Origin of the sequence: Streptomyces sp. DT190 (genome assembly GCF_049846985.1) — a bacterium.
GTDB lineage: Bacteria > Actinomycetota > Actinomycetes > Streptomycetales > Streptomycetaceae > Streptomyces.
This window is the reverse complement of sequence record NZ_JBNCNM010000002.1, coordinates 315232-336207: the sequence shown is the minus strand read 5'-3', so window position 1 is coordinate 336207 and position 20976 is coordinate 315232. Positions and strand designations below refer to the sequence as shown.

The following is a 20976-nucleotide window of genomic DNA, read 5'->3' as shown; positions in this document are numbered from 1 at the left end:
TGAAGCCCATACACCCTTTCGTGTGACCGCCGGGTGAGTGACGGCGACGCCCTTCACACCGCCTGCACGATAAGTCCCCTGGCCGCACTCCGACCGCAGGCAAGGAATTCGCATGGGCACGTCCGCATCCCGGGAGGACCGGGGCAAGAGGTCCTCCTTCTCGGTGTCGTACGAGGGCGGCGGCCGACGCGACCCCTCCGCGCAGGTCAAGCTGGGACGCCTGTCGTACAAGGGTCCCGCCACCGCCATGGTGGCCGTCACCGTGGTGGCCATGGTGGGCGTGGTCGGCTATCTGTGGCTCGACGGTCGGGGCGCCCAGGGCGGCGCGGAGGCCGGGGCGGGCACGAGCGTGACGACCGGTTCGTCCGCGCCCTCGGACCCGGGCACGACGGCCGCGGCCACGGGCGGCACGCCGTCACCCGCTCCGGCCGCCTCCCAGCCGGGCGCCGCTGCCCCGGCGGCCGACGCCGACGCCGCGGCCGACGCCGACGCCGCGGCCGACGCCGACGCCGCGGCCGCGAAGGTGCGGGAGCACCGCAAGGTGGTACTGAGGTCCGGGTCCGGCACGGACCTGGACTTCAGCAAGGGGTTCTCCGACATCACCTACACCACGCCGACCGGCGGCAACGGCTGGACCATCGGCGGTGACAGGGGTGACATCGCCACCGTCGAAGGGGCGGCGACGCCTCAGAGCTGCGCCGCCGCCACCGACTTCGGTTTCACCATCGACCGGAAGAACATCGGCAAGGGGCTCACCGCCTGCGTGCTCACCGACGAGAACCGGGTGGCCTCCCTCACCGTCCTCGGCTGGCAGACGGACGACAACGGCCTGTCGTCCGTCACCATGGACGTCACCACCTGGGAGAACCCCGAGGCCCAGTGACGCCCCGTCAGCCCTGCGGGCCGCTCTCGCTCATGCCGTGCACGGCCGGCACCGTGCCCAGGCGGCCCTTCTGGAAGTCCTCGAAGGCCTGCATGAGCTCGTCCTTGGTGTTCATCACGAACGGGCCGTAGTGGGCCATCGGCTCACGGATCGGTTGCCCGCCGAGCAGGACGACCTCCAGGTCCGGCGTGCGGGAGTCCTGCTTCTCGTCCGCGCGGACGGTCAGCGAGGAGCCCGCGCCGAAGACGGCGGTCTGGCCCGAGTGCACCGGGCGGCGGTCGGTGCCGACGCTGCCGCGGCCGGCCAGCACGTACGCCAGGCCGTTGAAGTCCTCGCGCCAGGGCAGGGTCAGCTCCGCACCCGGTGCCAGCGTGGCGTGGATCATCGTGATCGGCGTGTGCGTGATGCCCGGGCCCTGGTGCCCGTCCAGCTCACCGGCGATGACCCGCAGGAGCGCGCCGCCGTCGGGGCTGGTGAGCAGCTGGACCGAACCGCCGCGGATGTCCTGGTAGCGCGGGGCCATCATCTTGTCCTTGGCCGGGAGGTTCACCCACAGCTGCAGGCCGTGGAAGAGCCCGCCGGACATCACCAGATGCTCCGGTGGGGCCTCGATGTGCAGCAGGCCCGAGCCGGCGGTCATCCACTGGGTGTCGCCGTTGGTGATGGTGCCGCCACCGCCGTTGGAGTCCTGGTGGTCGAAGATCCCGTCGATGATGTACGTGACGGTCTCGAAGCCGCGGTGCGGGTGCCAGGGGGTGCCCTTGGGCTCGCCCGGCGCGTACTCCACCTCACCCATCTGGTCCATCATGATGAACGGGTCGAGGTGGCGGTAGTTGATCCCCGCGAACGCCCGGCGCACCGGGAAACCCTCGCCCTCGAAACCGCTCGGGGCGGTCGTGACGGCGAGCACGGGACGTGCCACGGCGTCGGCGGGGGCGGTCACGCGCGGCAGGGTCAGCGGGTTCTCGACGGTCACAGCAGGCATGTCGGTTCCTCCTCGTGTACGCCCAGTTTAGTTGAGCGTTGAACTTTCTGCCACCCCCAACAGAGAAAACCGGGAGGGCATTCCCACGAGAGGCGGACGCTATCGCGGACGTTCCGGCACGGCGGAGGGCCGGCGTCCCGCCCCGGGACACCGGCCCGCGTCCCCCCGGGTCAGGCGGCCGGTTCGGGCTCCCCGCCGCCGGCCCCGGCCGGCTCCGCCGCACGGTCCCGCACCACCAGCACGGCGACGACCGCGGCGGCCAGGACCCCGATCGCGCTGATGGTGAAGGTCGTCGACATCGAGGCGGTGAAGGCCTCCCGGCCCGTCCGCACCAGGCCCGCGTCCCCGCCGCCGACGGCGAGCGCCCCGGCGATGGACTCCCTGGCGTGCCCCGGAGCGCCGGCCGGCATCGCCAGAGGGGCACCCAGGCCCAGGACCCCAGCGCGACGGCCGGGACCGGCCAGGACCAGGAGGGAACGGCCCGCGAAGGCGCCGTGCTGCGGGATCTCGATGATCCACCAGACCAGGGCCGTCATGCCCACCGCCGACAGCGCCGCGCCCGGCGGGTCCGGCTTCTGCCACGGCGCCTTCGACGACAAGTTCGCCCACGGCCTCGACGTCGTCCTGGACGGCCTGGCTCTGCCGCTGCCGAAGTGAGGGCTCAGTCCCCGGCCGTCCCCGGAGCCACGGCGTCCAGCCGTCCGCGAAGCAAGGCGTCCGGCCGTCCGCGATGCAAGGGCCTCTAGCCGTACATCCGGCGCATCGCGAACTCGACCATCTGCTCCACGGCCTTCGCGTCGAACACCATGCGGTGCTCGCCCTCCATGTCGAGGACGAAGCCGTAGCCGGTGGGCAGCAGGTCCAGCACCTCGGCACCGGTGATCACGAAGTACTTGGACTCCTTGCCCGCGTACCGGCGCAGCTCCTTGAGCGTGCTGAACATCGGGATCACCGGCTGCTGCGTGTTGTGCAGGGCCAGGAAGCCGGGGTTGTCGCCGCGCGGGCAGTACACCTTCGACGTGGCGAAGACCTGCTGGAAGTCCTCGGCGGCCATCTGCCCCGTCGTGAACGCGCGCACCGCGTCCGCGAGGGAGGGCGGGGACGGCTCGGGGTACAGCGGCGGCTGCTGCCCGTACCCGCCGGACATCGGCTGCTGCGGAGGGGCGTACTGCGCTTGCGGGCCCGCTGTCTGGTCGTAGCCGTACATGGGCGCAAGCGTACCGAGAGCGGCCGGGCGGGCGGGCCGGTATGCGCTCCGGTACGCGGTCCGGGGAAACCGACAGCGACTCGACAGCCGCGGGCCCGTGGATCGGCGGGGCCACCGCTCGTAGCGTCGGGTCATGGACGCACGCCATGACGAGGGCCCGCACGAGCACGACCGGGGCCTGACTTACGACCTGCCCGTGCTCGCCCGCCGCCGGATGATCCGGCTGATGGCGGGAGTGGGCCTGGTCCCGCTGGCGGGCTGCACCGCGGACGGGAAGCCCTCGGCGCCGGTCCCCGAGGCGGCCCCGGACTCCGCGTCGGCGTGCGCGGAGATCCCCCAGGAGACGGCCGGGCCGTTCCCCGGGGACGGCTCGAACGGGGTGAACGTGCTGAAGGAGAGCGGCGTCGTCCGCAGCGACATCACCCGCAGCTTCGGCGACTCCGCGGGCGGCACCGCCGAGGGGGTGCCGCTGACTGTCACCCTCACGGTGGTGGACGCCGCCTCCGGCTGCGGCACCCCGAAGCGGGGCGCGGCCGTCTACGTCTGGCACTGCGACCGGGCCGGCGACTACTCCCTGTACTCGGAGGGCGTCACGGAGGAGAACTACCTGCGGGGCGTGCAGGAGACCGACGCGACCGGCCGGGCCACCTTCACCAGCATCTTCCCCGGCTGCTACCAGGGCCGCTGGCCGCACCTCCACTTCGAGGTCTACGGCAGCCTGGCCGACGCCACCGCGGCCACCTCGGTCACGAACACCTCCCAGCTGGCGTTCCCGAAGGACGTCTGCGAGGCGGTGTACGCGACGGAGGGCTACGAGCGGAGCGTGACGAACCTGAGCGGTCTGTCGATCCGGACGGACGGCGTCTTCGGCGACGGCCACGACCGGCAGCTCGCGACGGTCACGGGCAGCGTGGACGAGGGCTTCACGGCGGCCCTCACCGTGCCGGTATGAGCCACGTATGAGCCACGCGTCACAGATGACCGGATCGGGGTTGCCTCTTATTACCGACGGGTAGCATCATGTGTAGCTACTTGTTGGTACGTGAACTAGCGCGAGGATCCAGTGCCTCGCCGATCTCTCTACGGAGCCGGGAGCCGTCGCCATGGGGCACTACAAGTCGAATCTCCGCGACATCGAGTTCAACCTCTTCGAAGTACTCGGGCGCGACAAGGTCTACGGCAGCGGCCCGTTCGAGGAGATGGACGTCGAGACCGCGAAGAGCATCCTGGAGGAGCTGACCCGCCTCTCCGAGAACGAGCTGGCGGAGTCCTTCGCCGACGCCGACCGCAACCCGCCGGTCTTCGACCCGGAGACCAACACCGCGCCGGTCCCCGCGTCCTTCAAGAAGAGCTACCAGGCCTTCATGGACTCCGAGTACTGGCGCCTCGGCCTGCCCGAGGAGATCGGCGGCACCACCGCGCCCCGCTCCCTCATCTGGGCCTACGCCGAGCTGATCCTGGGCGCCAACCCGGCCGTGTGGATGTACTCCTCGGGCCCGGCCTTCGCCGGCATCCTCTTCGAGGAGGGCAACGAGGTCCAGAAGCACATAGCGAAGGTCGCCACGGAGAAGCAGTGGGGCTCCACGATGGTGCTCACCGAGCCCGACGCGGGCTCCGACGTGGGCGCCGGCCGCACCAAGGCCGTGCAGCAGGAGGACGGCTCCTGGCACATCGAGGGCGTGAAGCGCTTCATCACCTCCGGTGAGCACGACATGTCGGAGAACATCCTCCACTACGTGCTGGCCCGCCCCGAGGGCGCCGGCCCCGGCACCAAGGGCCTGTCCCTCTTCCTCGTCCCGAAGTACCTCTTCGACTTCGAGACCGGCGAGCTGGGCGAGCGCAACGGCGTCTACGCCACCAACGTCGAGCACAAGATGGGCCTGAAGGCCTCCAACACCTGCGAGATGACCTTCGGTGACCAGCACCCCGCCAAGGGCTGGCTGATCGGCGACAAGCACGACGGCATCCGCCAGATGTTCCGGATCATCGAGTTCGCCCGCATGATGGTCGGCACGAAGGCCATCTCGACCCTGTCGACCGGCTACCTGAACGCGCTGGAGTACGCCAAGGAGCGCGTCCAGGGTCCGGACCTGGCGAACTTCATGGACAAGACCGCGCCCAAGGTCACCATCACGCACCACCCGGACGTGCGCCGCGCGCTGATCACGCAGAAGGCGTACGCGGAGGGCATGCGCGCCCTGGTGATGTACACCGCCTCGATCCAGGACGCGATCCAGATCAAGGAGGCCGCCGGTGAGGACGCCACCACCGAGCACGCGCTGAACGACCTGCTCCTGCCGATCGTCAAGGGCTACGGCTCGGAGAAGGGCTACGAGCAGCTCGCCCAGTCGCTGCAGACCTTCGGCGGCTCCGGCTTCCTGCAGGAGTACCCGATCGAGCAGTACATCCGGGACTCCAAGATCGACACCCTCTACGAGGGCACCACGGCCATCCAGGGCCAGGACTTCTTCTTCCGGAAGATCGTCCGCAACCAGGGCGCCGCGCTGAACTCCCTCGCCGAGGACATCAAGAAGTTCCTGGCGCTCGGCACCGGCGGCGAGGAGCTGGCGGGCGCCCGCGAGCACCTGGCCAAGGCGACCGTGGAGCTGGAGGCGATCGTCGGCCTGATGCTGACCGACCTCGCGGCCACCGAGCAGGACGTCAAGAACATCTACAAGGTGGGGCTCAACACCACCCGCCTGCTGATGGCCTCCGGTGACGTCGTCGTCGGCTACCTGCTGCTCAAGGGCGCCGCGATCGCCGCCGAGAAGCTTCAGACCGCCTCCGCCAAGGACAAGGCCTTCTACACCGGCAAGATCGCCGCCGCGAAGTTCTTCGCCGCCAACGTCCTGCCGGGCGTCACCCTGGCCCGCAAGGTCGCCGAGGGCGTCGAGCTGGACCTGATGGAGCTGGACGAGGCCGCGTTCTGATCCTCACGTCCTCGGTTCGAGGGCCTGTTCCCCAGCCCGGGGAGCAGGCCCTCGTCCGTCGTTAAGGTGAAGGCATGACCAACCCAGCGCGCTTCGACCGCGGCCACACCGACGACCTCATGACCTTCCTGGCGACGAGCCCGTCGCCCTACCACGCCGTGGCGAACGCCGCCGAGCGGCTGGAGAAGGCCGGCTTCCGGCAGGTCGCCGAGACGGACGCCTGGGACGGCACGAGCGGCGGCAAGTACGTGCTGCGCGGCGGGGCGATCGTCGCCTGGTACGTGCCGGAGGGCGCCGCGCCGCACACGCCGTTCCGCATCGTCGGCGCCCACACCGACTCCCCCAACCTGCGCGTCAAGCCGCTCCCCGACACCGGGGCGCACGGCTGGCGCCAGGTGGCCGTGGAGATCTACGGCGGACCGCTGCTCAACTCCTGGCTCGACCGCGACCTCGGCATCGCCGGCCGGCTGACCCTGCGCGACGGCTCCACGCGCCTGGTGAACGTGGACCGGCCGCTGCTGCGCGTCCCGCAGCTCGCCATCCACCTGGACCGCTCCGTGACGGCCGACGGCCTCAAGCTCGACAAGCAGCGGCACATGCAGCCGGTGTGGGGCCTCGGCCGCGACGTCCGCGACGGCGACCTGATCGCCTTCCTGGAGGAGACGGCCGGCATCCCGGCGGGCGAGGTCACCGGCTGGGACCTCATGACCCACTCGGTGGAACCGCCCGCCTACCTGGGGCGCGACCGCGAACTGCTGGCCGGGCCGCGCATGGACAACCTGCTGTCGGTGCACGCCGGCACGGCCGCGCTCGCCGCCGTCGCCACCGCGTCGTCGAAGCCCGCCTCCATCCCGGTCCTGGCCGCCTTCGACCACGAGGAGAACGGCTCCCAGTCGGACACGGGCGCGGACGGGCCGCTGCTGGGCAACGTGCTGGAGCGCTCGGTCTTCGCACGCGGCGGCTCCTACGAGGACCGGGCCCGCGCCTTCGCCGGCACGGTCTGCCTGTCCTCCGACACGGGCCACGCCGTCCACCCCAACTACGCGGAGCGGCACGACCCGACGCACCACCCGCGGGTCAACGGCGGCCCGATCCTCAAGGTGAACGTCAACAACCGCTACGCCACGGACGGTTCGGGCCGCGCGGAGTTCACGGCGGCCTGCGAGGCGGCCGACGTGCCGTTCCAGTCGTTCGTCTCCAACAACTCCATGCCCTGCGGCACCACGATCGGCCCGATCACCGCCGCCCGGCACGGCATCCGGACGGTCGACATCGGCGTGGCCATCCTGTCGATGCACAGCGTCCGCGAACTGTGCGGCGCGGACGACCCGTTCCTGCTGGCGAACGCGCTGACGGCGTTCCTGGAGAGGTAGAACGCCCCGCTTCCGCATGGGTGTTCGCCCCGGGGGTACCCGGTGTTCCGGGACCGGAACGGCCGGACCGTACAGGGAGGCGACACACATGGGCCTCGGCGGATGCATCATCCTCATCGCCGTGGGAGCCATCCTCACGTTCGCGACCGACTGGGACATGGAGGGGGTCAACCTCGACCTGGTCGGAGTCATTTTCATGATCGTCGGACTGATTGGCGTCACGGTCTTCAGCAGCATCTACCGGCGCAGGCGCGTCATGGTGCCACCGGCCGCGGGCGTCGTCGACGACCCGGCCGCCCACCAGCGCCGCGACGGCTACAACGGCGGGTACGGGGTGTAGGACCGGCGAGGTCCGCGCCCCGGACCGCCGGTCCGGGAAGGCTTTCGGGGAAACACCCCCTTATCTCGGCAACTAACTCAGTAGTGTGCCGAGTTATGGACTTCACCGTTATCGCGCACGCCGTAGAGGTGGATCACGGCATCAAGCGGCTCTCCATGCGCTTCATCAAGAAGTACGCGGCGCCGGAACGGCAGCGGCTGAGCGCCGAGCTGTGCGAGGGCATCTCCAGGGAACTCGACAAGCTCGGGCTCATCACGCTGCCCCGGCGCCTGCCGACGTCCGAGAACGCGTTCGTGTTCGTGATCGAGAAGGACAGCGCCCTCGGCCAGACGGTGGCCGTCGGCTCGACGCTCGCCGCCCTCGACAAGCTCGGCCAGAGCCCGCTGCCCCGGCTCTTCGACAACTACACCGAAGCGCGTGCCCAGTTGGCCTCCTGATGCCCTGATCGGATCGTTTCCGACCGGTAGGGATCCAGGTGTGACCGGGTGCCCGAATCGAGTTGGTGAGGCCCCTTCGGGCCAGTAGTTTTTTCAGTGCGCGAAGCGAGGCGCCTGCAACGCGCGAGCACCGCCGTTGCAGCGGAGGCTCCCTGACATCCCTTGCCGGGCAACGGAGTTGAGCCTTGAGCGCTTCCGAGAAGCACCCCGCCGTCCCCGCCGCCGGCGGCGGGACCGATCACATACCCTCTTATTTCGCGAACGCGAACAATCCACCCCGGAGCGTTTACGTCGCCGCCCTGTCCGGCGGCCCGGACCTGGCCGTCGCCGGGTGGCTCCAACTTTCGTACGAGGCCCTGGAGTCCAAGAGCGCGGTCTGCGCCTGGGACGGGTTCCACGAGGAGCTCTACGCGGACCCCGCGCTGAACATCAGACGCGGTGACACGCTTCGCGCCCGGAAACTCGCGGCCGGGCAGGGCAGACCGCGCCTCACCTCGGCCCGGCGCGGCCCGAGCCGGGCCGAGCAGTGGGGCTACCGGCACGTCCTGCGGCGCGGCCTGGAGGTCGTCGCCCGGCTGCCCGGGACCACGGCCGGGACCGCCCTCGGAGCGGGGGCGAGTGCCGCCGCGACGACCGAGGCCCTCCTGGCAGGGCTGTCGTCCCGGCACCGCGCGGACGGCGGCACCGCCGCGCTGGCGGTCGTCCGCACCCACACGGCGGCCGCCCACTGGTACGACCTCACCCCGCACCCGGCCCCGGCCGCCCCGGAGCTGGTCCAGGGCCCGCCGTACGCCCCGGCCGCCCCGGAGCTGGTCCAGGGCCCGCCGTACGCCCCGGCCGCGGCGGGCGGCCTGCTGGAGGCCGCCGAGTTCGTCGCCTACTGCGCCTACCAGCACCACGCCCGTTTCCACAACCGCCGGTTCCTGTGGGAGTGGCTCCCGGACCTCCTCCCGGACGCCCTGCCGCCGCTTCGTATCTGAGGCGAACCGGTACCGCTGCGCGACGTCACCGGCCCGGCTCCTGGGCCCCGCGTCAGCGTGCCCCGCACCACCGGACCGGACGGCCGCAAGGCCGCGCTCCGGGTTCCCACGCCCGATTTCATGTCTTGTTTCCGTTTCGTACTCTGGAGGACTCCCTCATGCCCGTTCCCTCCCCCCGCTCCTTCACCGTGCAGTGGGGTTCCGAAGCCGTCCTCGTGTCCAACGTCGAGCCCGAGCTGCCGGTCGCCACCGCGGACGCGGACCTCGCGAAGGTCGTCGAGGCGGGCCGGGCCAACCCGGTGACCCTGCTGCCGGAGGCCGCCTGGCAGGCCGTCGCCCGTGCCACGACCAGCCCCGACGGCGTCGCCGTGCAACTGCGGCCCACCGCCGCCGAACCCGCCGGGCTGCTGATGGTGGAGAACGTCGACGGCGCGACCCTGCACTCGGTCGTCACCCGGGTCCACCTCAGCGAGGTGCTGCCCGGCATCCAGCCGCGCACCGGGATGGAGGTCATGGAGATCCCGGACCCCCAGGTCCAGGGGCTCACGGACGCCGACCGCCCCTGCGCGATCGTGCGCTACCGCTACCAGGACCTCGACCACCTGCGGAACCACGTCTGGCAGACCGTCCACGGCACGCTGTCGCTCAACAGCTACGCGCCCTCCATCCTGGCCCGCAAGGTCACCCGGAACCTCATCACGCACCCCGTCGAGATCACCTTCGAGGACGGCACCGAGTCCTTCCACGCCCTGGTCGTGCGGGACGGCATCACCCGGCTCGCGAGCGCCTGGTCCGTCCTCGCCGGGCCGGACGCGGACGCGGCGGAGACGGCCGGGCTCGCGGTCGACTCCCTGTTCGGCAAGAACCCCGCCGCGCAGGGCGGTGGCCCGCTCGGACCGCGCCTCGCCGCGGGCCGGGAGAAGTGGCGCCGGAGCCTGCGCGAGGAGTTCGCGCGGGGCATCGCGGAGGAGCAGCCCGGGACGCGGACCGCGCAGATCGCCCAGACCTTTGTGCTCCCGGCGCAGATCGCCGTCGGCGCGGAAGGGCACCCCGGGCACCTGCTGGCCGCCGAGGACATCTTCGACGACGCCATCCGCTCCGTACTGGCCTCGGTGCACGTCGAGTTCAAGCAGTGGGACACGGCCGCCCAGAACGTCGAGGTCGCCACGCGCGCCCTCAAACGCGTCATCCAGCTCGGCGACTCCCTGGTTCCCAAGGACGACCTGCAGATCGTCTACGGCCTGGCCGTCGGCCGCATCCCCGTGGAGGAGCTGCCGAGGGTGTTCGCCGGCGACGCGGGGTCCGAGCCGCCCGGCACCGCCCTGTGGCGCAGCGTCTACCTGGTGCACGCGCTGACCCGGCCGGAGCTGCTGGAGCCCCTGAAGGACCAGGCCAAGGCCATCAAGGGCGGCAAGCGGATGGGCCTGAAGGGGTTCGCGGAACTGCTCGGGCCGCTGATCGACCTGCCCTGGCGCTCGTACAAGAAGCACGTCACGACCCAGGCCCGCAATGCCTGGAACAACGGCGGTGTCCTCACCTCCGACGTCATCCAGGAGTGGGAGCCCCGCCCCACGGACGACTTCACGAGCCTGGTGCGGCCCGCCCTGGACGGTGACGTCGACGCCCGCTGCACCCTGGCCGTGGCCGGGGGCGTGGCGCTGATCGCCGACAAGCTGCTGACCCGCAACGTCGGTTCGGCCCTCATGGCGGCCAAGGAGAAGGGCGGCGTCCCGTTCCGCGCCGACGTCAACCAGGTCGTCGAGGACCTGTCCCAGCGGCACAACGAGCTGGGGCTGTGGACCCTCGCGCTGGCCGCGAACCGGTTCCGCAGCGACGCCCTGCCGGAGAACGCCGTGACGATGCGCCAGCTCATCCACAAGCAGAAGACGGAGGGCGAGCCCGGCACGCCGTACGTGCACTTCAAGGTCGACCTGGACGATCCCGACAGGATCGCGCGGGACGCCGACGGGGTGCCGGTGACGCTGCACCAGTGGGACGTGGTCTGGGCCTCGAACCCGGAGCGCGCCGCCAAGGCGCACCCGCCGAAGACGCTCCTGGTCCCGCACCCGTCGGGCCCGGTGACCGGCCCGGCGCCGGAGGCCGGCGGAGCCGACGGGGAGCCGGCGGGCGAGACCGGCCGCGACGGCGCGGGCACCCCGCCCCCGGACGGGAGCGGGCCGCAGGCGGCGTCCCGGCCCGCCAGTCAGCGGGCCGCCGAGCACCGGCAGGTCCTGCGGCACAGCGTCACGGGCGCCCGGGACGCGCTCGACCGGCTGCTCCTGCTCGAACCGGAGGTCGGCGGCCACACCCCCATCGTCCCGGTGAGCGTCCTGGACGAGCTCCACACGCTGCTCATCGGCCTGCAGACGGACGTGGAGAACCTGCGCCGCAAGGTCGCCCGGGAGGAGACGGCACCGGAGGACGAGGAGGTCCTGGAGGAGGCGGGGGTGTGAGCGCGGAGGCGCTGAGTCCCGTACCCGCGCCGTCGCGTGGAGCACCGAGGCCGGCGACCGACCGCGGCGGACCTCAGCCCAGCGCGTGACCCGTCGTGGCGTCCACGTGGTCCGGTACCTCGTCGTGGCGGTCGCCGACGGTGAGGGTGCCGGTCGGCTCGAACATCAGGATCGCGGTCGGGACGGGCGCGTACGGCTTGTGCTCGGTGCCGCGCGGGACGGTGAAGACGCTGCCCGTGGGCAGGACGACCGTGCGCTCGCCGGCCGGTTCGCGCAGGCCGATGTGGAGTTCGCCGTCGAGGACCAGGAAGAACTCGTCGGTGTGGTCGTGGACGTGCCAGAGGTGCTCGCCCTCGACCTTGGCGACCCGGACGTCGTAGTCGTTGACGGCGGTGACGATGCGGGGGCTCCACTGCTCGGCGAAGGAGGCCAGGGCGTGGGCGAGGGAGACGGGTTGCTGGGTCATGCGCCGATCCTGCGGGGTACCGCGGGCCGGGCACGAGTGCTAGGAATCGCACATGTCGCAAGGATCCTCGCAGCGTCCGCACCGGGTCGCCGTGATCGTGGACGAGGGCACCAACCCCTTCGAGGTGGGCGTGGCCACCGAGCTGTTCGGGCTGCCGCGGCCCGAACTGGGGCTGCCGGGACCGCTGTACGAGGTGGCGCTGTGCGGGCCCGCCGCGCGGATCCGGATGAACCACGGCTTCTTCACCCTGACCGGCGTCGCGGGCCTGGACACCGTGGACGCGGCGGACACGCTGGTGGTGCCGGGCCGGCCGGACAACGTGGTGCCCCGGGTCCCGGCCGTCCTGGACGCCATCCGGCGCGCCCACGCGCGGGGCACCCGGGTGGTGAGCTTCTGCACCGGCACCTTCGCGCTCGCCGAGGCGGGGCTGCTGGACGGGCGGCGGGCGACGACGCACTGGCGCTGGGCGGACTCCTTCCGCCGGCTGCACCCGGGGGTGCTGCTGGAGCCGGACGTCCTCTTCGTCGACGAGGGTGACGTCCTCACCGCGGCGGGCAGCGCGGCCGCGCTCGACCTCGGGCTGTACGTCTGGCGCCGCGACCACGGGGCGGAGATCGCCAATCACGTCTCGCGCCGGCTGGTGTTCGCCGCGCACCGGGACGGCGGGCAGCGGCAGTTCGTGGAGCGGCCGGTGCCCGAGGTGCGCGACGAGTCCCTGGCGCCGCTGCTGGAGTGGGCGCAGGAACGGCTGGGCGAGCCGCTGACGGTTCCGGACCTGGCCGCACACGCGCGGGTCAGCCCCGCCACGCTGCACCGCCGCTTCCGCGCCCAGCTCGGGACGACGCCGCTGGCGTGGCTGACCCAGGAGCGGGTGGCGCTGGCCTGCCGGCTGATCGAGCGGGGCGAGGAGCGGCTGGACGCGGTGGCCGCCCGGAGCGGACTCGGGACGGCCGCCAACCTGCGCCGGCGGCTGCGGCGGGCGACCGGGCTCAGCCCGTCGGCCTATCGCCGGCGTTTCGGCAGCGGCGGCGGGGAAGCCCTGGTCCCATGAGATTCCTCGTGTACGACCGGCTCCTCGGCTTCGGTGACGACTACTGGATCGAGGACGAGCACGGCTCCAAGGTGTTCCTCGTCGACGGCAAGGCCCTGCGGGTGCGCGACACCTGGGAGCTGAAGGACGCCCAAGGGCGCGTCCTCGTCGACATCCACCAGAAGATGCTCGCCCTGCGCGACACGATGGTGCTCCAGCGGGCCGGGGAGCCGCTGGCGACCATCCGCCGCAAACGGCTGTCCCTGCTGCGCAACCACTACCGGGTGTCCCTGGCCGACGGCAGCGAGCTGGACGTCAGCGGCAAGATCATGGACCGGGAGTTCGCGGTCGAGTACGACGGCGAGCTGCTCGCGGTCGTCTCCCGGCGGTGGCTGACCGTGCGGGACACCTACGGCGTGGACGTCGTCCGTGAGGACGCGGACCCGGCGCTGCTGATCGCGGTGGCGGTGTGCGTGATCCACCTGGCGGAGAAGGAACGGGAGGACTGAGGGCGCGCGGAGGACCGAGCGGGCGGAGTACCGAGCGCGCGCCGAGGACCGAGCGGGCGGAGTACCGAGCGCGCGCCGAGGACCGACCGCGCCGAGGACCGACCGCGGGGATCGGGCGCCGGGATCGGGCGCCGGGATCGGGCGGGACCGGTCAGGGCCTGCGCGGCGGCCGGAGTCCCAGCATCCGGTCCTTCAGCGCCGGGAACTGCTCCCGGGTCGTGGCGACCTTGCCCGGGTCGAACTCCACCGTGAGGACCTCCTCGCCGGCGCCCGCCTCGGCCAGCACCTCGCCCCAGGGGTCGACCACGACCGAGTGACCGGACTGGGGGACCCCGGCGTGCGTCCCGGCCGTCGCGCAGGCCAGGACGAACGACTGGTTCTCCACGGCCCGCGCCCGGGCCAGCAGCGTCCAGTGGGACCGGCGGCGCTCCGGCCAGCCCGCCGACACCACGAGCGTCTCGGCACCGGCGTCGACGAGCCCGCGGAAGAGTTCGGGGAAACGCAGGTCGTAACAGGTGGCCAGGCCCAGGGTCGTGGCGGGCAGACGCACCGTCACCAGCTCGCCGCCCGCGCCCATCAGCACGGCCTCGCCCTTGTCGAAGCCGAACCGGTGGATCTTGCGGTAGGCGGCGGCCAGGTCGCCGGAGGGCGAGAAGACGAGCGAGGTGTTGTACAGGGGGCCGTCCGGGTCCCGCTCGGGGACGGAGCCGGCGTGCAGCCAGACGCCCGCGTCGCTCGCGGCCTTGGCCATCGCCTCGTACGTGGGTCCTTCGAGCGGCTCGGCCTCCGAGCCGAACGCGTCGTAGGCGAAAGCGCCCGTGGTCCACAGCTCCGGCAGGACGACGAGGTCGGCCCCGGCCTGGTCCCGGACCATCGAGGCCACTCGCCGGCGGCGCGATTCGACCGATTCGCCCTCGTCTACGGCGATCTGGATCACAGAGGCGCGCACACTACCACCGTCCTGGCATTCGAGCCGTCCACACGGGCCTACGATCGTCACACGAAAGCACTGCCGGGGTGCCCCACAGCAGCGTAACTTAGCTCGCAAGACACCCACCGACAGCCGCCACCTCCCACTGGCAAAGCCGCCACCACCTGCCCGTGCACCGACCGCCGAGGGGTCCCGTTCCGTGAGTCTGCATCCCACCCTCCAGCCCTACGCCGACGCCTGGACCCACTCCATCGAAGCGATATCCGAGCTGGTCCAGCCGCTCGCGGAGGCCGAATGGAACCGGCGTACGCCGTGCCCCGGGTGGTCGGTGCGGGACGTGGTGTCCCATGTCATCGGCCTCGACTGCGAGATGCTCGGCGACCCGCGGCCCATCCACACGCTGCCGCGCGACCTCTTCCACGTCACCAACGACCACCAGCGGTACATGGAGATGCAGGTCGACGTCCGCCGGCACCACACCGCGCCGGAGATGACCTCCGAGCTGGAGTACGTGATCATCCGCCGCAACCGCCAGCTGCGCAACGACTCGCGTGACCCGGGCACGAAGGTGCGGGGGCCGCTCGGGGCCGAGCTCACCCTGGAGGAGTCCATGCGCCGGCACGCCTTCGCCGTGTGGGTGCACGAGCAGGACCTGCGCACGGCCCTCGGCCGGCCCGGCAACCTCGACTCCCCCGGCGCGCACATCACCCGTGACGTGCTGCTCGGCGAACTGCCCCGCGTGGTGGCGGAGGACGCGCAGGCGCCGCGCAGCTCGGCGATCGTCTTCGACGTGCACGGCCCCGTCGAGTTCCTGCGCACGATCCGCGTCGACATCCAGGGCCGCGGCACGCTGGAGACGGCCCCGGCGCTGGGCCCGGCCGCCACGCTCACCCTCGACTGGGAGACCTACGTCCGCCTGGCCTGCGGCCGTGTGACGCCGGAGGCGGTCGCCGACCGCCTGAAGACCGAGGGCGACCCGGACCTGACGGCGGCGATCCTGCGCAACTTCACGGTGACGCAGTAGGGCACCGGGCTCCCGGCAGCGGGCCTCGTGCCGCCGAGGGCGGCACGGGTGAGGGCCGGGTGTCCCCCGTAAACCGGGTGCCGCGGCCCCGCCCCCGGCCGTACCGTCCCCTCCCATGACCGAACCACCCCGCCGCTCCGGCCGCCTCACCTTCCACGGCCCCCTGTCCGAGGCCCGCGCGGACGCCCTCGTACGGCGCCTCGCCGGCACCTCCCCGGCGACCGTCCTGGACATCGGCTGCGGCTGGGGCGAACTCATGCTGCGCGTCCTGGCCGCCGCCCCGGAGGCGACCGGCACGGGCATCGACCTCGACGCCGAGGACCTGGCCCGCGGCCGCCGGGCCGCCGAGGCCCGCGGACTGACGCCCCGGGTCCGTTTCCTGGAGGAGTCCGCCACCGGCACGGCCCACGGCCCCGCCGATCTCGTCCTGTGCGTCGGCGCGAGCCAGGCCCTCGCCGGCGACCTCCCCGGGGCGCTCGCCGAACTCCGCCGCCTGGTCACCGGCCGCGGCCGCGTCCTGCTGGGTGAGGGCTTCTGGCAGCGCACCCCGACCGCTGCCGAGCTGTCCCGGATGTGGCCGGGCGCCGCCGTCACCGACCACCCCGAACTGCCGGGCCTGGTCGACCTGGCGGTCCGGGCGGGGTTCCGGCCGGAGTGGACGGAGACGGCGAGCCTCGACGAGTGGGAGGAGTTCGAGTCGGCGTACCTCGCGGACACCGAGGTGTGGCTCGCCGGGCACCCCGGCCACCCCCTGGCCGACCGGACCCGGGAGCGCGCCGACCGGCACCGCGCCGCGTGGCTGACCTACCGCGGCGTCCTGGGGCTGGCCTACCTCACGCTGGTGCCGGCGTAGGCCCCTCGCCCTACGCCGGGACGTGCACCGTCGTGACCCGGCTGGCCACCAGCCGCTCGCGCTCCCGCCGCGCCGCCCGCCTGCGCAGCCGCAGGATCTGCGTGACGCCGAGCGCCTGCAGCACGAAGACGGCCGAGAACGCCACGGTGTAGTCGTCGCCGGTGGCGTCCAGCAGCACGCCGATCGCGAACAGCGTGGTCATCGAGGCCACGAAGCCGCCCATGTTGGTGATGCCGGAGGCGGTGCCCTGCCGCTCGGGCGGGTTCGCCGGGCGGGCGAAGTCGAAGCCGATCATCGAGGCGGGCCCGCACGCCCCGAGCACCGCGCACAGCACGATCAGCAGCCACATGGGGGCGTGCGGCGCGGGGTAGAGCAGCGTCGCCGCCCACAGGGCGGCCGTCGTGCCGACCGTGCCGAGCGCGAGCGGCAGCCGGGCCCCGTGGTGCCGGGCGACGATCTGCCCGTAGACCAGGCCGACGACCATGTTGGACAGCACCACCAGGGTGAGCAGTTCACCGGCCGTCGCCCGGGACAGGCCCTGCGCCTCGACCAGGAACGGCAGGCCCCACAGCAGCAGGAACACCATCGCCGGGAACTGGGTCGTGAAGTGCACCCACAGGCCCAGCCGTGTCCCGGGCTCCCGCCAGGAGGCCGCGATCTGGCGCCGTACGTAGCCCGCGCCCCGGTGCGCCACCGGCTCCGGTTCGTGGCCCTCCGGGTGGTCCTTGAGGAACAGCAGGACCAGCACGAACACCACGGCCCCGGCGGCGGCGCTGCCCGCGAAGGCGGGCGTCCAGCCGATGCCGTGCAGCAGCCGGGCCAGGACGAGCGTGGAGACCAGGTTGCCCGCCATGCCCACCAGACCCGCGAACTGGGCGACGAGCGGCCCGCGCCGGGCCGGGAACCACCGGGTGCCCAGCCGCAGCACGCTGATGAAGGTCAGCGCGTCACCGCAGCCGAGCAGCGCCCGGGAGGCCAGCGCCGTGCCGTACGTCGGGGAGAACGCGAAGCCCAGCTGTCCGGCCGTGAACAGCACGGCGCCGAGGGCGAGCACCTTCTTGGTGCCGAGCCGGTCGACGAGCAGGCCGACGGGTATCTGCATGCCCGCGTAGACCAGCAGTTGGAGGATGGAGAAGGTGGACAGCGCCGAGGCGTTGACGTGGAAGCGGTCGGCGGCGTCGAGGCCGGCCACGCCCAGGGACGTGCGGAAGATGACCGCGACGAAGTAGACCGAGACACCGACGCCCCACACGGCCAGGGCACGCCGGCCGCCCGGGGGGTCGCCCGGCAGCGTCGTGGAGCTCATCGGACCTCCCCGCGGGCCAGGTGGGAGAACCAGCCGACGTGCCGGTGGACCAGTCCGACGGCCGCCTCGGCGTCGCCCGCGCGCAGCGCGCCGAGGATCTCCTCGTGCTCGGCGAGGGTCTTGGCGATGCGGTCGGGGTGGGAGTGCATCACGGCCACGCCCATGCGCAGCTGACGGTCGCGCAGCTGGTCGTAGAGGCGCGAGAGGATCTCGTTGCCGCCGCTGCGGACGATCTCGGCGTGGAAGCAGCGGTCGGTGACGGCGGCTCCCGCGAGGTCTCCGGCGGCGGCCTGCTTCTTCTGCCGGGCCAGCAGTTCCTCCAGGCGCTCGATGAGCCCGGCGGGAGCGGGCACGGCCTTGCGCGCCGCGTGCTCCTCGACGAGCAGCCGGGTCTCGACGACGTCGGCGATCTCCTGCGCGGAGACGGGCAGCACCAGGGCGCCCTTCTTGGGGTAGAGCCGGATCAGCCCCTCGGCCTGAAGCCGGAGCAGCGCCTCGCGCACCGGGGTCCGCGACACCCCGACGGCCTCGGCCAGCTCGCCCTCCGTGAGGAGGGTCCCGCCCTCGTAACGGCGCTCCAGGACGCCCTGTTTGACGTGGGTGTAGACGCGGTCGGCGGCGGGGGGTTGCTTCACGGCCAGGGTCATGCGGACAGCATAGATACAACAGGTGTGCATGGACGCATCCGTCCAGGATCCGGACGCCTATGTCACACATCTGTGGCAAAGCAGGGGTCCCGCCCGGTGTGAGCACAACCAACTGTGCTACTTACAAGTCAGACACGTGCGGCCCCTTTCTCCTCGTCCTCAACTCGGCCGCACCGTTGGGGCATTCAACGCAATCGGGGTACTTGACTTGATAACCGGCATTAAGGGCTCCCGTTTCCGCAGAGCCGCGGCCGTCGCCGTGACCACCGGCGCCATGCTCGCGACCGGAGCCCTCACCACCACGCAGGCGCAGGCCGCCGCCACGCCCACGATCGCCGCCAAGGGCGGCTACGTGATGAACAACGCGACCGGCAAGTCGCTCTACACCAAGGCGGCCGACACGCGCCGCTCGACCGGCTCCACCACCAAGATCATGACCGCCCTGGTGGTGCTGAAGCAGTCGAACCTCAACCTGGACAGCAAGGTCACGGTCCAGAAGGCGTACAGCGACTACATCGTCGAGAACAACTGGGCGTCCAACGCCAAGCTGATCGTCGGCGACAAGGTCACCGTCCGCCAGCTGCTGTACGGGCTGATGCTGCCGTCCGGCTGCGACGCGGCGTACGCCCTGGCCGACAAGTTCGGCTCGGGCTCGACGCGGTCGGCGCGCGTGAAGTCGTTCATCGGCAAGATGAACACCACCGCCAAGAACCTGGGCCTGAAGAACACCCACTTCGACTCGTTCGACGGCATCGGCAAGGGCGCCAACTACTCCACGCCGCGCGACCTGACCAAGCTCGCCAGCGCGGCGATGAAGAACTCCACGTTCCGCACGGTCGTCAAGACCAAGAAGTACACGGCGAAGACGACCACCAAGTCCGGCGGCACGCGGACGATGGCGCCGTGGGAGAACACCAACCCGCTGCTCAGCAGCTACACCGGCGCGATCGGTGTGAAGACGGGCTCCGGCCCCGAGGCGGGCTACTGCCTGGTCTTCGCCGCCACGCGCAACGGCAAGACGGTCATCGGCACGGTCCTGTCCTCGACCAACGCGACCACGCGCAAGTCGGACGCGACGAAGCTGCTCAACTACGGCTTCACCAAGTAGGACCGCACACGGGAAGGGGGGCCCACCGCCGGCGGCGGTGGGCCCCCCTTCGTGTCAGTGCCGGATCACGCCCAGGTGATCAGGCGCTTGGGCTGCTCCAGGACCGCCGCCACGTCGGCCAGGACCTTCGAGCCCAGCTCGCCGTCGACCAGGCGGTGGTCGAAGGAGAGGGCCAGCGTGGTGACCTGACGGGGCTTCACCTTGCCCTTGTGGACCCACGGCTGGAGCTTGATCGCACCGACCGCGAGGATCGCGGACTCGCCCGGGTTCAGGATCGGCGTGCCCGTGTCGACGCCGAAGACGCCGACGTTGGTGATCGTCACCGTGCCGCCCTGCATGGCCGCCGGGGACGTCCTGCCCTCACGGGCCGTCGCCACCAGCTCGCCCAGCGACCCGGCCAGCTGCGGCAGGGTCTTGGCGTGGGCGTCCTTGATGTTCGGCACGATCAGGCCGCGCGGGGTCGCCGCCGCGATGCCCAGGTTCACGTAGTGCTTGACCACGATCTCCTGGGCCGCCTCGTCCCAGGAAGCGTTGATCTCCGGGTTGCGCTTGATGGCGACCAGGAGCGCCTTGGCGATGAGCAGCAGCGGGTTCACGCGCAGGCCCGCGAACTCCTTGTCCTGCTTCAGCTCCTCGACCAGCTTCATCGTGCGCGTCACGTCGACCGTCACGAACTCCGTGACATGCGGCGCGGTGAACGCCGAGCCGACCATCGCCGCCGCCGTCGCCTTGCGGACGCCCTTGATCGGGACACGGGTCTCGCGCGCGGTGTCGTACGAGGCCGACGCGGCGACCCGGGCGGGCTCGGCGGCCGGAGCGGGCGCCAGCGCGGGTGCCTCCGGCACGGCCGCGGCCACCGCCGCGTGCACGTCCTCGCGGGTGATGACGCCGTCCGGGCCGGTCGGGACGACCGTCGTCAGATCGACGCCCAGGTCCTTGGCCAGCTTGCGGACCGGCGGCTTGGCCAGCGGGCGGTCCGCACCGGCCGGGGCCGGGACGGTGGCGGCCGGAGCCGGGACGGCCGGGGCCGCCGGCGCGTGGCCGTTCAGCTCGGTCTGGATGGCCGTCGAGGCCTGCTGGACCGGTACCTCCGGGCCCTTGCGGGGTCGGCGGCGGGTGGACGAGGCCGCCACCCCGTAGCCGACGAGCACCGGCTGGCGGCCGGAGCCCTCGGGCTTCGGCTCCGCCGCGGCCTCGGGCCTCTGCGGCTGCTGCTCGGGAGCGGGCGCGGCGGGCGCGGTCCCTCCGGCCACGTCCACCGCGATGATCGACGTGCCCACGTCGACCGTGGTGCCCTCCGGGAAGTGCAGCGCCCGGACCACGCCGTCGTACGGGATGGGCAGCTCGACGGCCGCCTTCGCCGTCTCGACCTCGCACACCACCTGGCCGTCCGTGACCGTGTCACCGGGCTGGACGTACCACTTGAGGATCTCGGCCTCCGTGAGCCCCTCGCCCACGTCGGGCATCTTGAACTCGCGCACGGACGCTTCCGTCATCGTCGTCACGACCCTCTC

At 72.0% G+C, this 20976-nt stretch carries 22 protein-coding genes; 14 read left to right on the top strand and 8 right to left on the bottom strand.

The genetic code is table 11. From position 1 onward, the window contains the following. Positions 1–112: 112 nt before the first annotated feature. Positions 113–883 carry a hypothetical protein gene (locus ACPXCS_RS04995; protein ID WP_425944159.1) on the top strand — a complete coding sequence of 257 codons (771 nt, stop codon included), beginning with the start codon at positions 113–115 and terminating at the stop codon, positions 881–883. A gap of 7 nt (positions 884–890) precedes the next feature. On the opposite strand, the gene ACPXCS_RS04990 is transcribed toward ACPXCS_RS04995, so the two are convergent. Next, positions 891–1868, bottom strand: coding sequence for a pirin family protein (locus ACPXCS_RS04990; RefSeq protein ID WP_425944161.1), 978 nt, complete (start codon positions 1866–1868; stop codon positions 891–893). Between the two features lie 170 nt (positions 1869–2038). Then, the gene (locus ACPXCS_RS04985) at positions 2039–2404 is read right to left on the bottom strand and encodes a hypothetical protein (protein WP_425944163.1); all 366 of its coding nucleotides are present in this window, start codon (positions 2402–2404) and stop codon (positions 2039–2041) included. Between ACPXCS_RS04985 and ACPXCS_RS04980 the strand changes: the two genes are divergently transcribed. After that, complete coding sequence (locus tag ACPXCS_RS04980; RefSeq protein ID WP_425944164.1) at positions 2403–2525, top strand: hypothetical protein; 123 nt, start codon at positions 2403–2405, stop codon at positions 2523–2525. The genes ACPXCS_RS04985 and ACPXCS_RS04980 overlap by 2 nt on opposite strands. A gap of 85 nt (positions 2526–2610) precedes the next feature. Here the strand turns inward: ACPXCS_RS04980 and ACPXCS_RS04975 are convergent, their stop codons facing one another. Beyond that, positions 2611–3075: an SseB family protein gene (locus tag ACPXCS_RS04975; protein ID WP_094057835.1), complete on the bottom strand. Its 465-nt coding sequence runs from the start codon at positions 3073–3075 to the stop codon at positions 2611–2613. A 133-nt stretch (positions 3076–3208) separates the two neighbouring features. Between ACPXCS_RS04975 and ACPXCS_RS04970 the strand changes: the two genes are divergently transcribed. The 7 genes from ACPXCS_RS04970 to ACPXCS_RS04940 all read left to right on the top strand — a co-directional run bounded on the left by ACPXCS_RS04970 (position 3209) and on the right by ACPXCS_RS04940 (position 11588). After that, a complete protein-coding gene (locus tag ACPXCS_RS04970) occupies positions 3209–4027 on the top strand; it encodes an intradiol ring-cleavage dioxygenase (protein ID WP_425944166.1) in 819 nt (272 codons plus the stop codon). Positions 4028–4178: 151 nt separating this feature from the next. Beyond that, entirely contained in the window at positions 4179–6005 is a 1827-nt protein-coding gene (locus ACPXCS_RS04965; protein ID WP_425944168.1) for an acyl-CoA dehydrogenase, read from the top strand. A 74-nt stretch (positions 6006–6079) separates the two neighbouring features. Further along, complete coding sequence (locus ACPXCS_RS04960; protein ID WP_425944170.1) at positions 6080–7378, top strand: M18 family aminopeptidase; 1299 nt, start codon at positions 6080–6082, stop codon at positions 7376–7378. Positions 7379–7466: 88 nt separating this feature from the next. Next, positions 7467–7718, top strand: a complete 252-nt coding sequence (locus tag ACPXCS_RS04955) for a DUF6458 family protein (RefSeq protein ID WP_425944172.1) — start codon at positions 7467–7469, stop codon at positions 7716–7718. Between the two features lie 95 nt (positions 7719–7813). Next, positions 7814–8155 (top strand): hypothetical protein, encoded by a 342-nt coding sequence (locus ACPXCS_RS04950; RefSeq protein ID WP_425944174.1) that lies wholly within the window; start codon positions 7814–7816, stop codon positions 8153–8155. Between the two features lie 185 nt (positions 8156–8340). Then, positions 8341–9135 carry a hypothetical protein gene (locus ACPXCS_RS04945; RefSeq protein WP_425944176.1) on the top strand — a complete coding sequence of 265 codons (795 nt, stop codon included), beginning with the start codon at positions 8341–8343 and terminating at the stop codon, positions 9133–9135. 158 nt (positions 9136–9293) lie between these two features. Continuing rightward, a complete protein-coding gene (locus ACPXCS_RS04940; protein ID WP_425944178.1) occupies positions 9294–11588 on the top strand; it encodes a hypothetical protein in 2295 nt (764 codons plus the stop codon). 73 nt (positions 11589–11661) lie between these two features. Here ACPXCS_RS04940 and ACPXCS_RS04935 read toward each other — a convergent pair whose 3' ends face one another. Next, on the bottom strand, positions 11662–12054 hold the full coding sequence (locus ACPXCS_RS04935) for a cupin domain-containing protein (protein WP_425944180.1): 393 nt from the start codon (positions 12052–12054) through the stop codon (positions 11662–11664). Positions 12055–12106: 52 nt separating this feature from the next. On the opposite strand from ACPXCS_RS04935, the gene ACPXCS_RS04930 reads away from it, so the two are divergent. Next, the gene (locus tag ACPXCS_RS04930; protein ID WP_425944182.1) at positions 12107–13105 is read left to right on the top strand and encodes a helix-turn-helix domain-containing protein; all 999 of its coding nucleotides are present in this window, start codon (positions 12107–12109) and stop codon (positions 13103–13105) included. Beyond that, complete coding sequence (locus ACPXCS_RS04925) at positions 13102–13593, top strand: LURP-one-related/scramblase family protein (RefSeq protein WP_425944184.1); 492 nt, start codon at positions 13102–13104, stop codon at positions 13591–13593. The genes ACPXCS_RS04930 and ACPXCS_RS04925 overlap by 4 nt, the downstream gene beginning before the upstream one ends. A 151-nt stretch (positions 13594–13744) precedes the next feature. On the opposite strand, the gene ACPXCS_RS04920 is transcribed toward ACPXCS_RS04925, so the two are convergent. Continuing rightward, positions 13745–14542, bottom strand: a complete 798-nt coding sequence (locus ACPXCS_RS04920; protein WP_425944186.1) for a carbon-nitrogen family hydrolase — start codon at positions 14540–14542, stop codon at positions 13745–13747. A 181-nt stretch (positions 14543–14723) separates the two neighbouring features. Between ACPXCS_RS04920 and ACPXCS_RS04915 the strand changes: the two genes are divergently transcribed. Beyond that, positions 14724–15548, top strand: coding sequence for a maleylpyruvate isomerase family mycothiol-dependent enzyme (locus ACPXCS_RS04915; RefSeq protein WP_425944188.1), 825 nt, complete (start codon positions 14724–14726; stop codon positions 15546–15548). Positions 15549–15663: 115 nt separating this feature from the next. Further along, entirely contained in the window at positions 15664–16401 is a 738-nt protein-coding gene (locus tag ACPXCS_RS04910; RefSeq protein ID WP_425944190.1) for an SAM-dependent methyltransferase, read from the top strand. Positions 16402–16411: 10 nt separating this feature from the next. On the opposite strand, the gene ACPXCS_RS04905 is transcribed toward ACPXCS_RS04910, so the two are convergent. Together ACPXCS_RS04905 and ACPXCS_RS04900 are read right to left on the bottom strand one after the other, a co-directional pair. Then, on the bottom strand, positions 16412–17707 hold the full coding sequence (locus ACPXCS_RS04905; protein WP_425944192.1) for an MFS transporter: 1296 nt from the start codon (positions 17705–17707) through the stop codon (positions 16412–16414). Continuing rightward, positions 17704–18354 (bottom strand): GntR family transcriptional regulator, encoded by a 651-nt coding sequence (locus tag ACPXCS_RS04900; protein WP_425944194.1) that lies wholly within the window; start codon positions 18352–18354, stop codon positions 17704–17706. Before ACPXCS_RS04900 ends, ACPXCS_RS04905 begins: the two co-directional genes overlap by 4 nt. A gap of 208 nt (positions 18355–18562) precedes the next feature. Between ACPXCS_RS04900 and ACPXCS_RS04895 the strand changes: the two genes are divergently transcribed. Beyond that, the gene (locus tag ACPXCS_RS04895; protein ID WP_425944196.1) at positions 18563–19462 is read left to right on the top strand and encodes a D-alanyl-D-alanine carboxypeptidase family protein; all 900 of its coding nucleotides are present in this window, start codon (positions 18563–18565) and stop codon (positions 19460–19462) included. Positions 19463–19527: 65 nt separating this feature from the next. On the opposite strand, the gene ACPXCS_RS04890 is transcribed toward ACPXCS_RS04895, so the two are convergent. Next, the gene (locus tag ACPXCS_RS04890) at positions 19528–20967 is read right to left on the bottom strand and encodes a dihydrolipoamide acetyltransferase family protein (protein WP_425944197.1); all 1440 of its coding nucleotides are present in this window, start codon (positions 20965–20967) and stop codon (positions 19528–19530) included. Positions 20968–20976 lie beyond the last annotated feature (9 nt).

Coding starts and splice junctions, on each gene's coding strand:
- ACPXCS_RS04995 (WP_425944159.1), top strand. CDS start 113: ATGGGCACGTCCGCATCCCGGGAGGACCGGGGCAAGAGGTCCTCCTTC.
- ACPXCS_RS04990 (WP_425944161.1), bottom strand. CDS start 1,868: ATGCCTGCTGTGACCGTCGAGAACCCGCTGACCCTGCCGCGCGTGACC.
- ACPXCS_RS04980 (WP_425944164.1), top strand. CDS start 2,403: ATGCCCACCGCCGACAGCGCCGCGCCCGGCGGGTCCGGCTTCTGCCAC.
- ACPXCS_RS04985 (WP_425944163.1), bottom strand. CDS start 2,404: ATGACGGCCCTGGTCTGGTGGATCATCGAGATCCCGCAGCACGGCGCC.
- ACPXCS_RS04975 (WP_094057835.1), bottom strand. CDS start 3,075: ATGTACGGCTACGACCAGACAGCGGGCCCGCAAGCGCAGTACGCCCCT.
- ACPXCS_RS04970 (WP_425944166.1), top strand. CDS start 3,209: ATGGACGCACGCCATGACGAGGGCCCGCACGAGCACGACCGGGGCCTG.
- ACPXCS_RS04965 (WP_425944168.1), top strand. CDS start 4,179: ATGGGGCACTACAAGTCGAATCTCCGCGACATCGAGTTCAACCTCTTC.
- ACPXCS_RS04960 (WP_425944170.1), top strand. CDS start 6,080: ATGACCAACCCAGCGCGCTTCGACCGCGGCCACACCGACGACCTCATG.
- ACPXCS_RS04955 (WP_425944172.1), top strand. CDS start 7,467: ATGGGCCTCGGCGGATGCATCATCCTCATCGCCGTGGGAGCCATCCTC.
- ACPXCS_RS04950 (WP_425944174.1), top strand. CDS start 7,814: ATGGACTTCACCGTTATCGCGCACGCCGTAGAGGTGGATCACGGCATC.
- ACPXCS_RS04940 (WP_425944178.1), top strand. CDS start 9,294: ATGCCCGTTCCCTCCCCCCGCTCCTTCACCGTGCAGTGGGGTTCCGAA.
- ACPXCS_RS04935 (WP_425944180.1), bottom strand. CDS start 12,054: ATGACCCAGCAACCCGTCTCCCTCGCCCACGCCCTGGCCTCCTTCGCC.
- ACPXCS_RS04930 (WP_425944182.1), top strand. CDS start 12,107: ATGTCGCAAGGATCCTCGCAGCGTCCGCACCGGGTCGCCGTGATCGTG.
- ACPXCS_RS04925 (WP_425944184.1), top strand. CDS start 13,102: ATGAGATTCCTCGTGTACGACCGGCTCCTCGGCTTCGGTGACGACTAC.
- ACPXCS_RS04910 (WP_425944190.1), top strand. CDS start 15,664: ATGACCGAACCACCCCGCCGCTCCGGCCGCCTCACCTTCCACGGCCCC.
- ACPXCS_RS04905 (WP_425944192.1), bottom strand. CDS start 17,707: ATGAGCTCCACGACGCTGCCGGGCGACCCCCCGGGCGGCCGGCGTGCC.
- ACPXCS_RS04900 (WP_425944194.1), bottom strand. CDS start 18,354: ATGACCCTGGCCGTGAAGCAACCCCCCGCCGCCGACCGCGTCTACACC.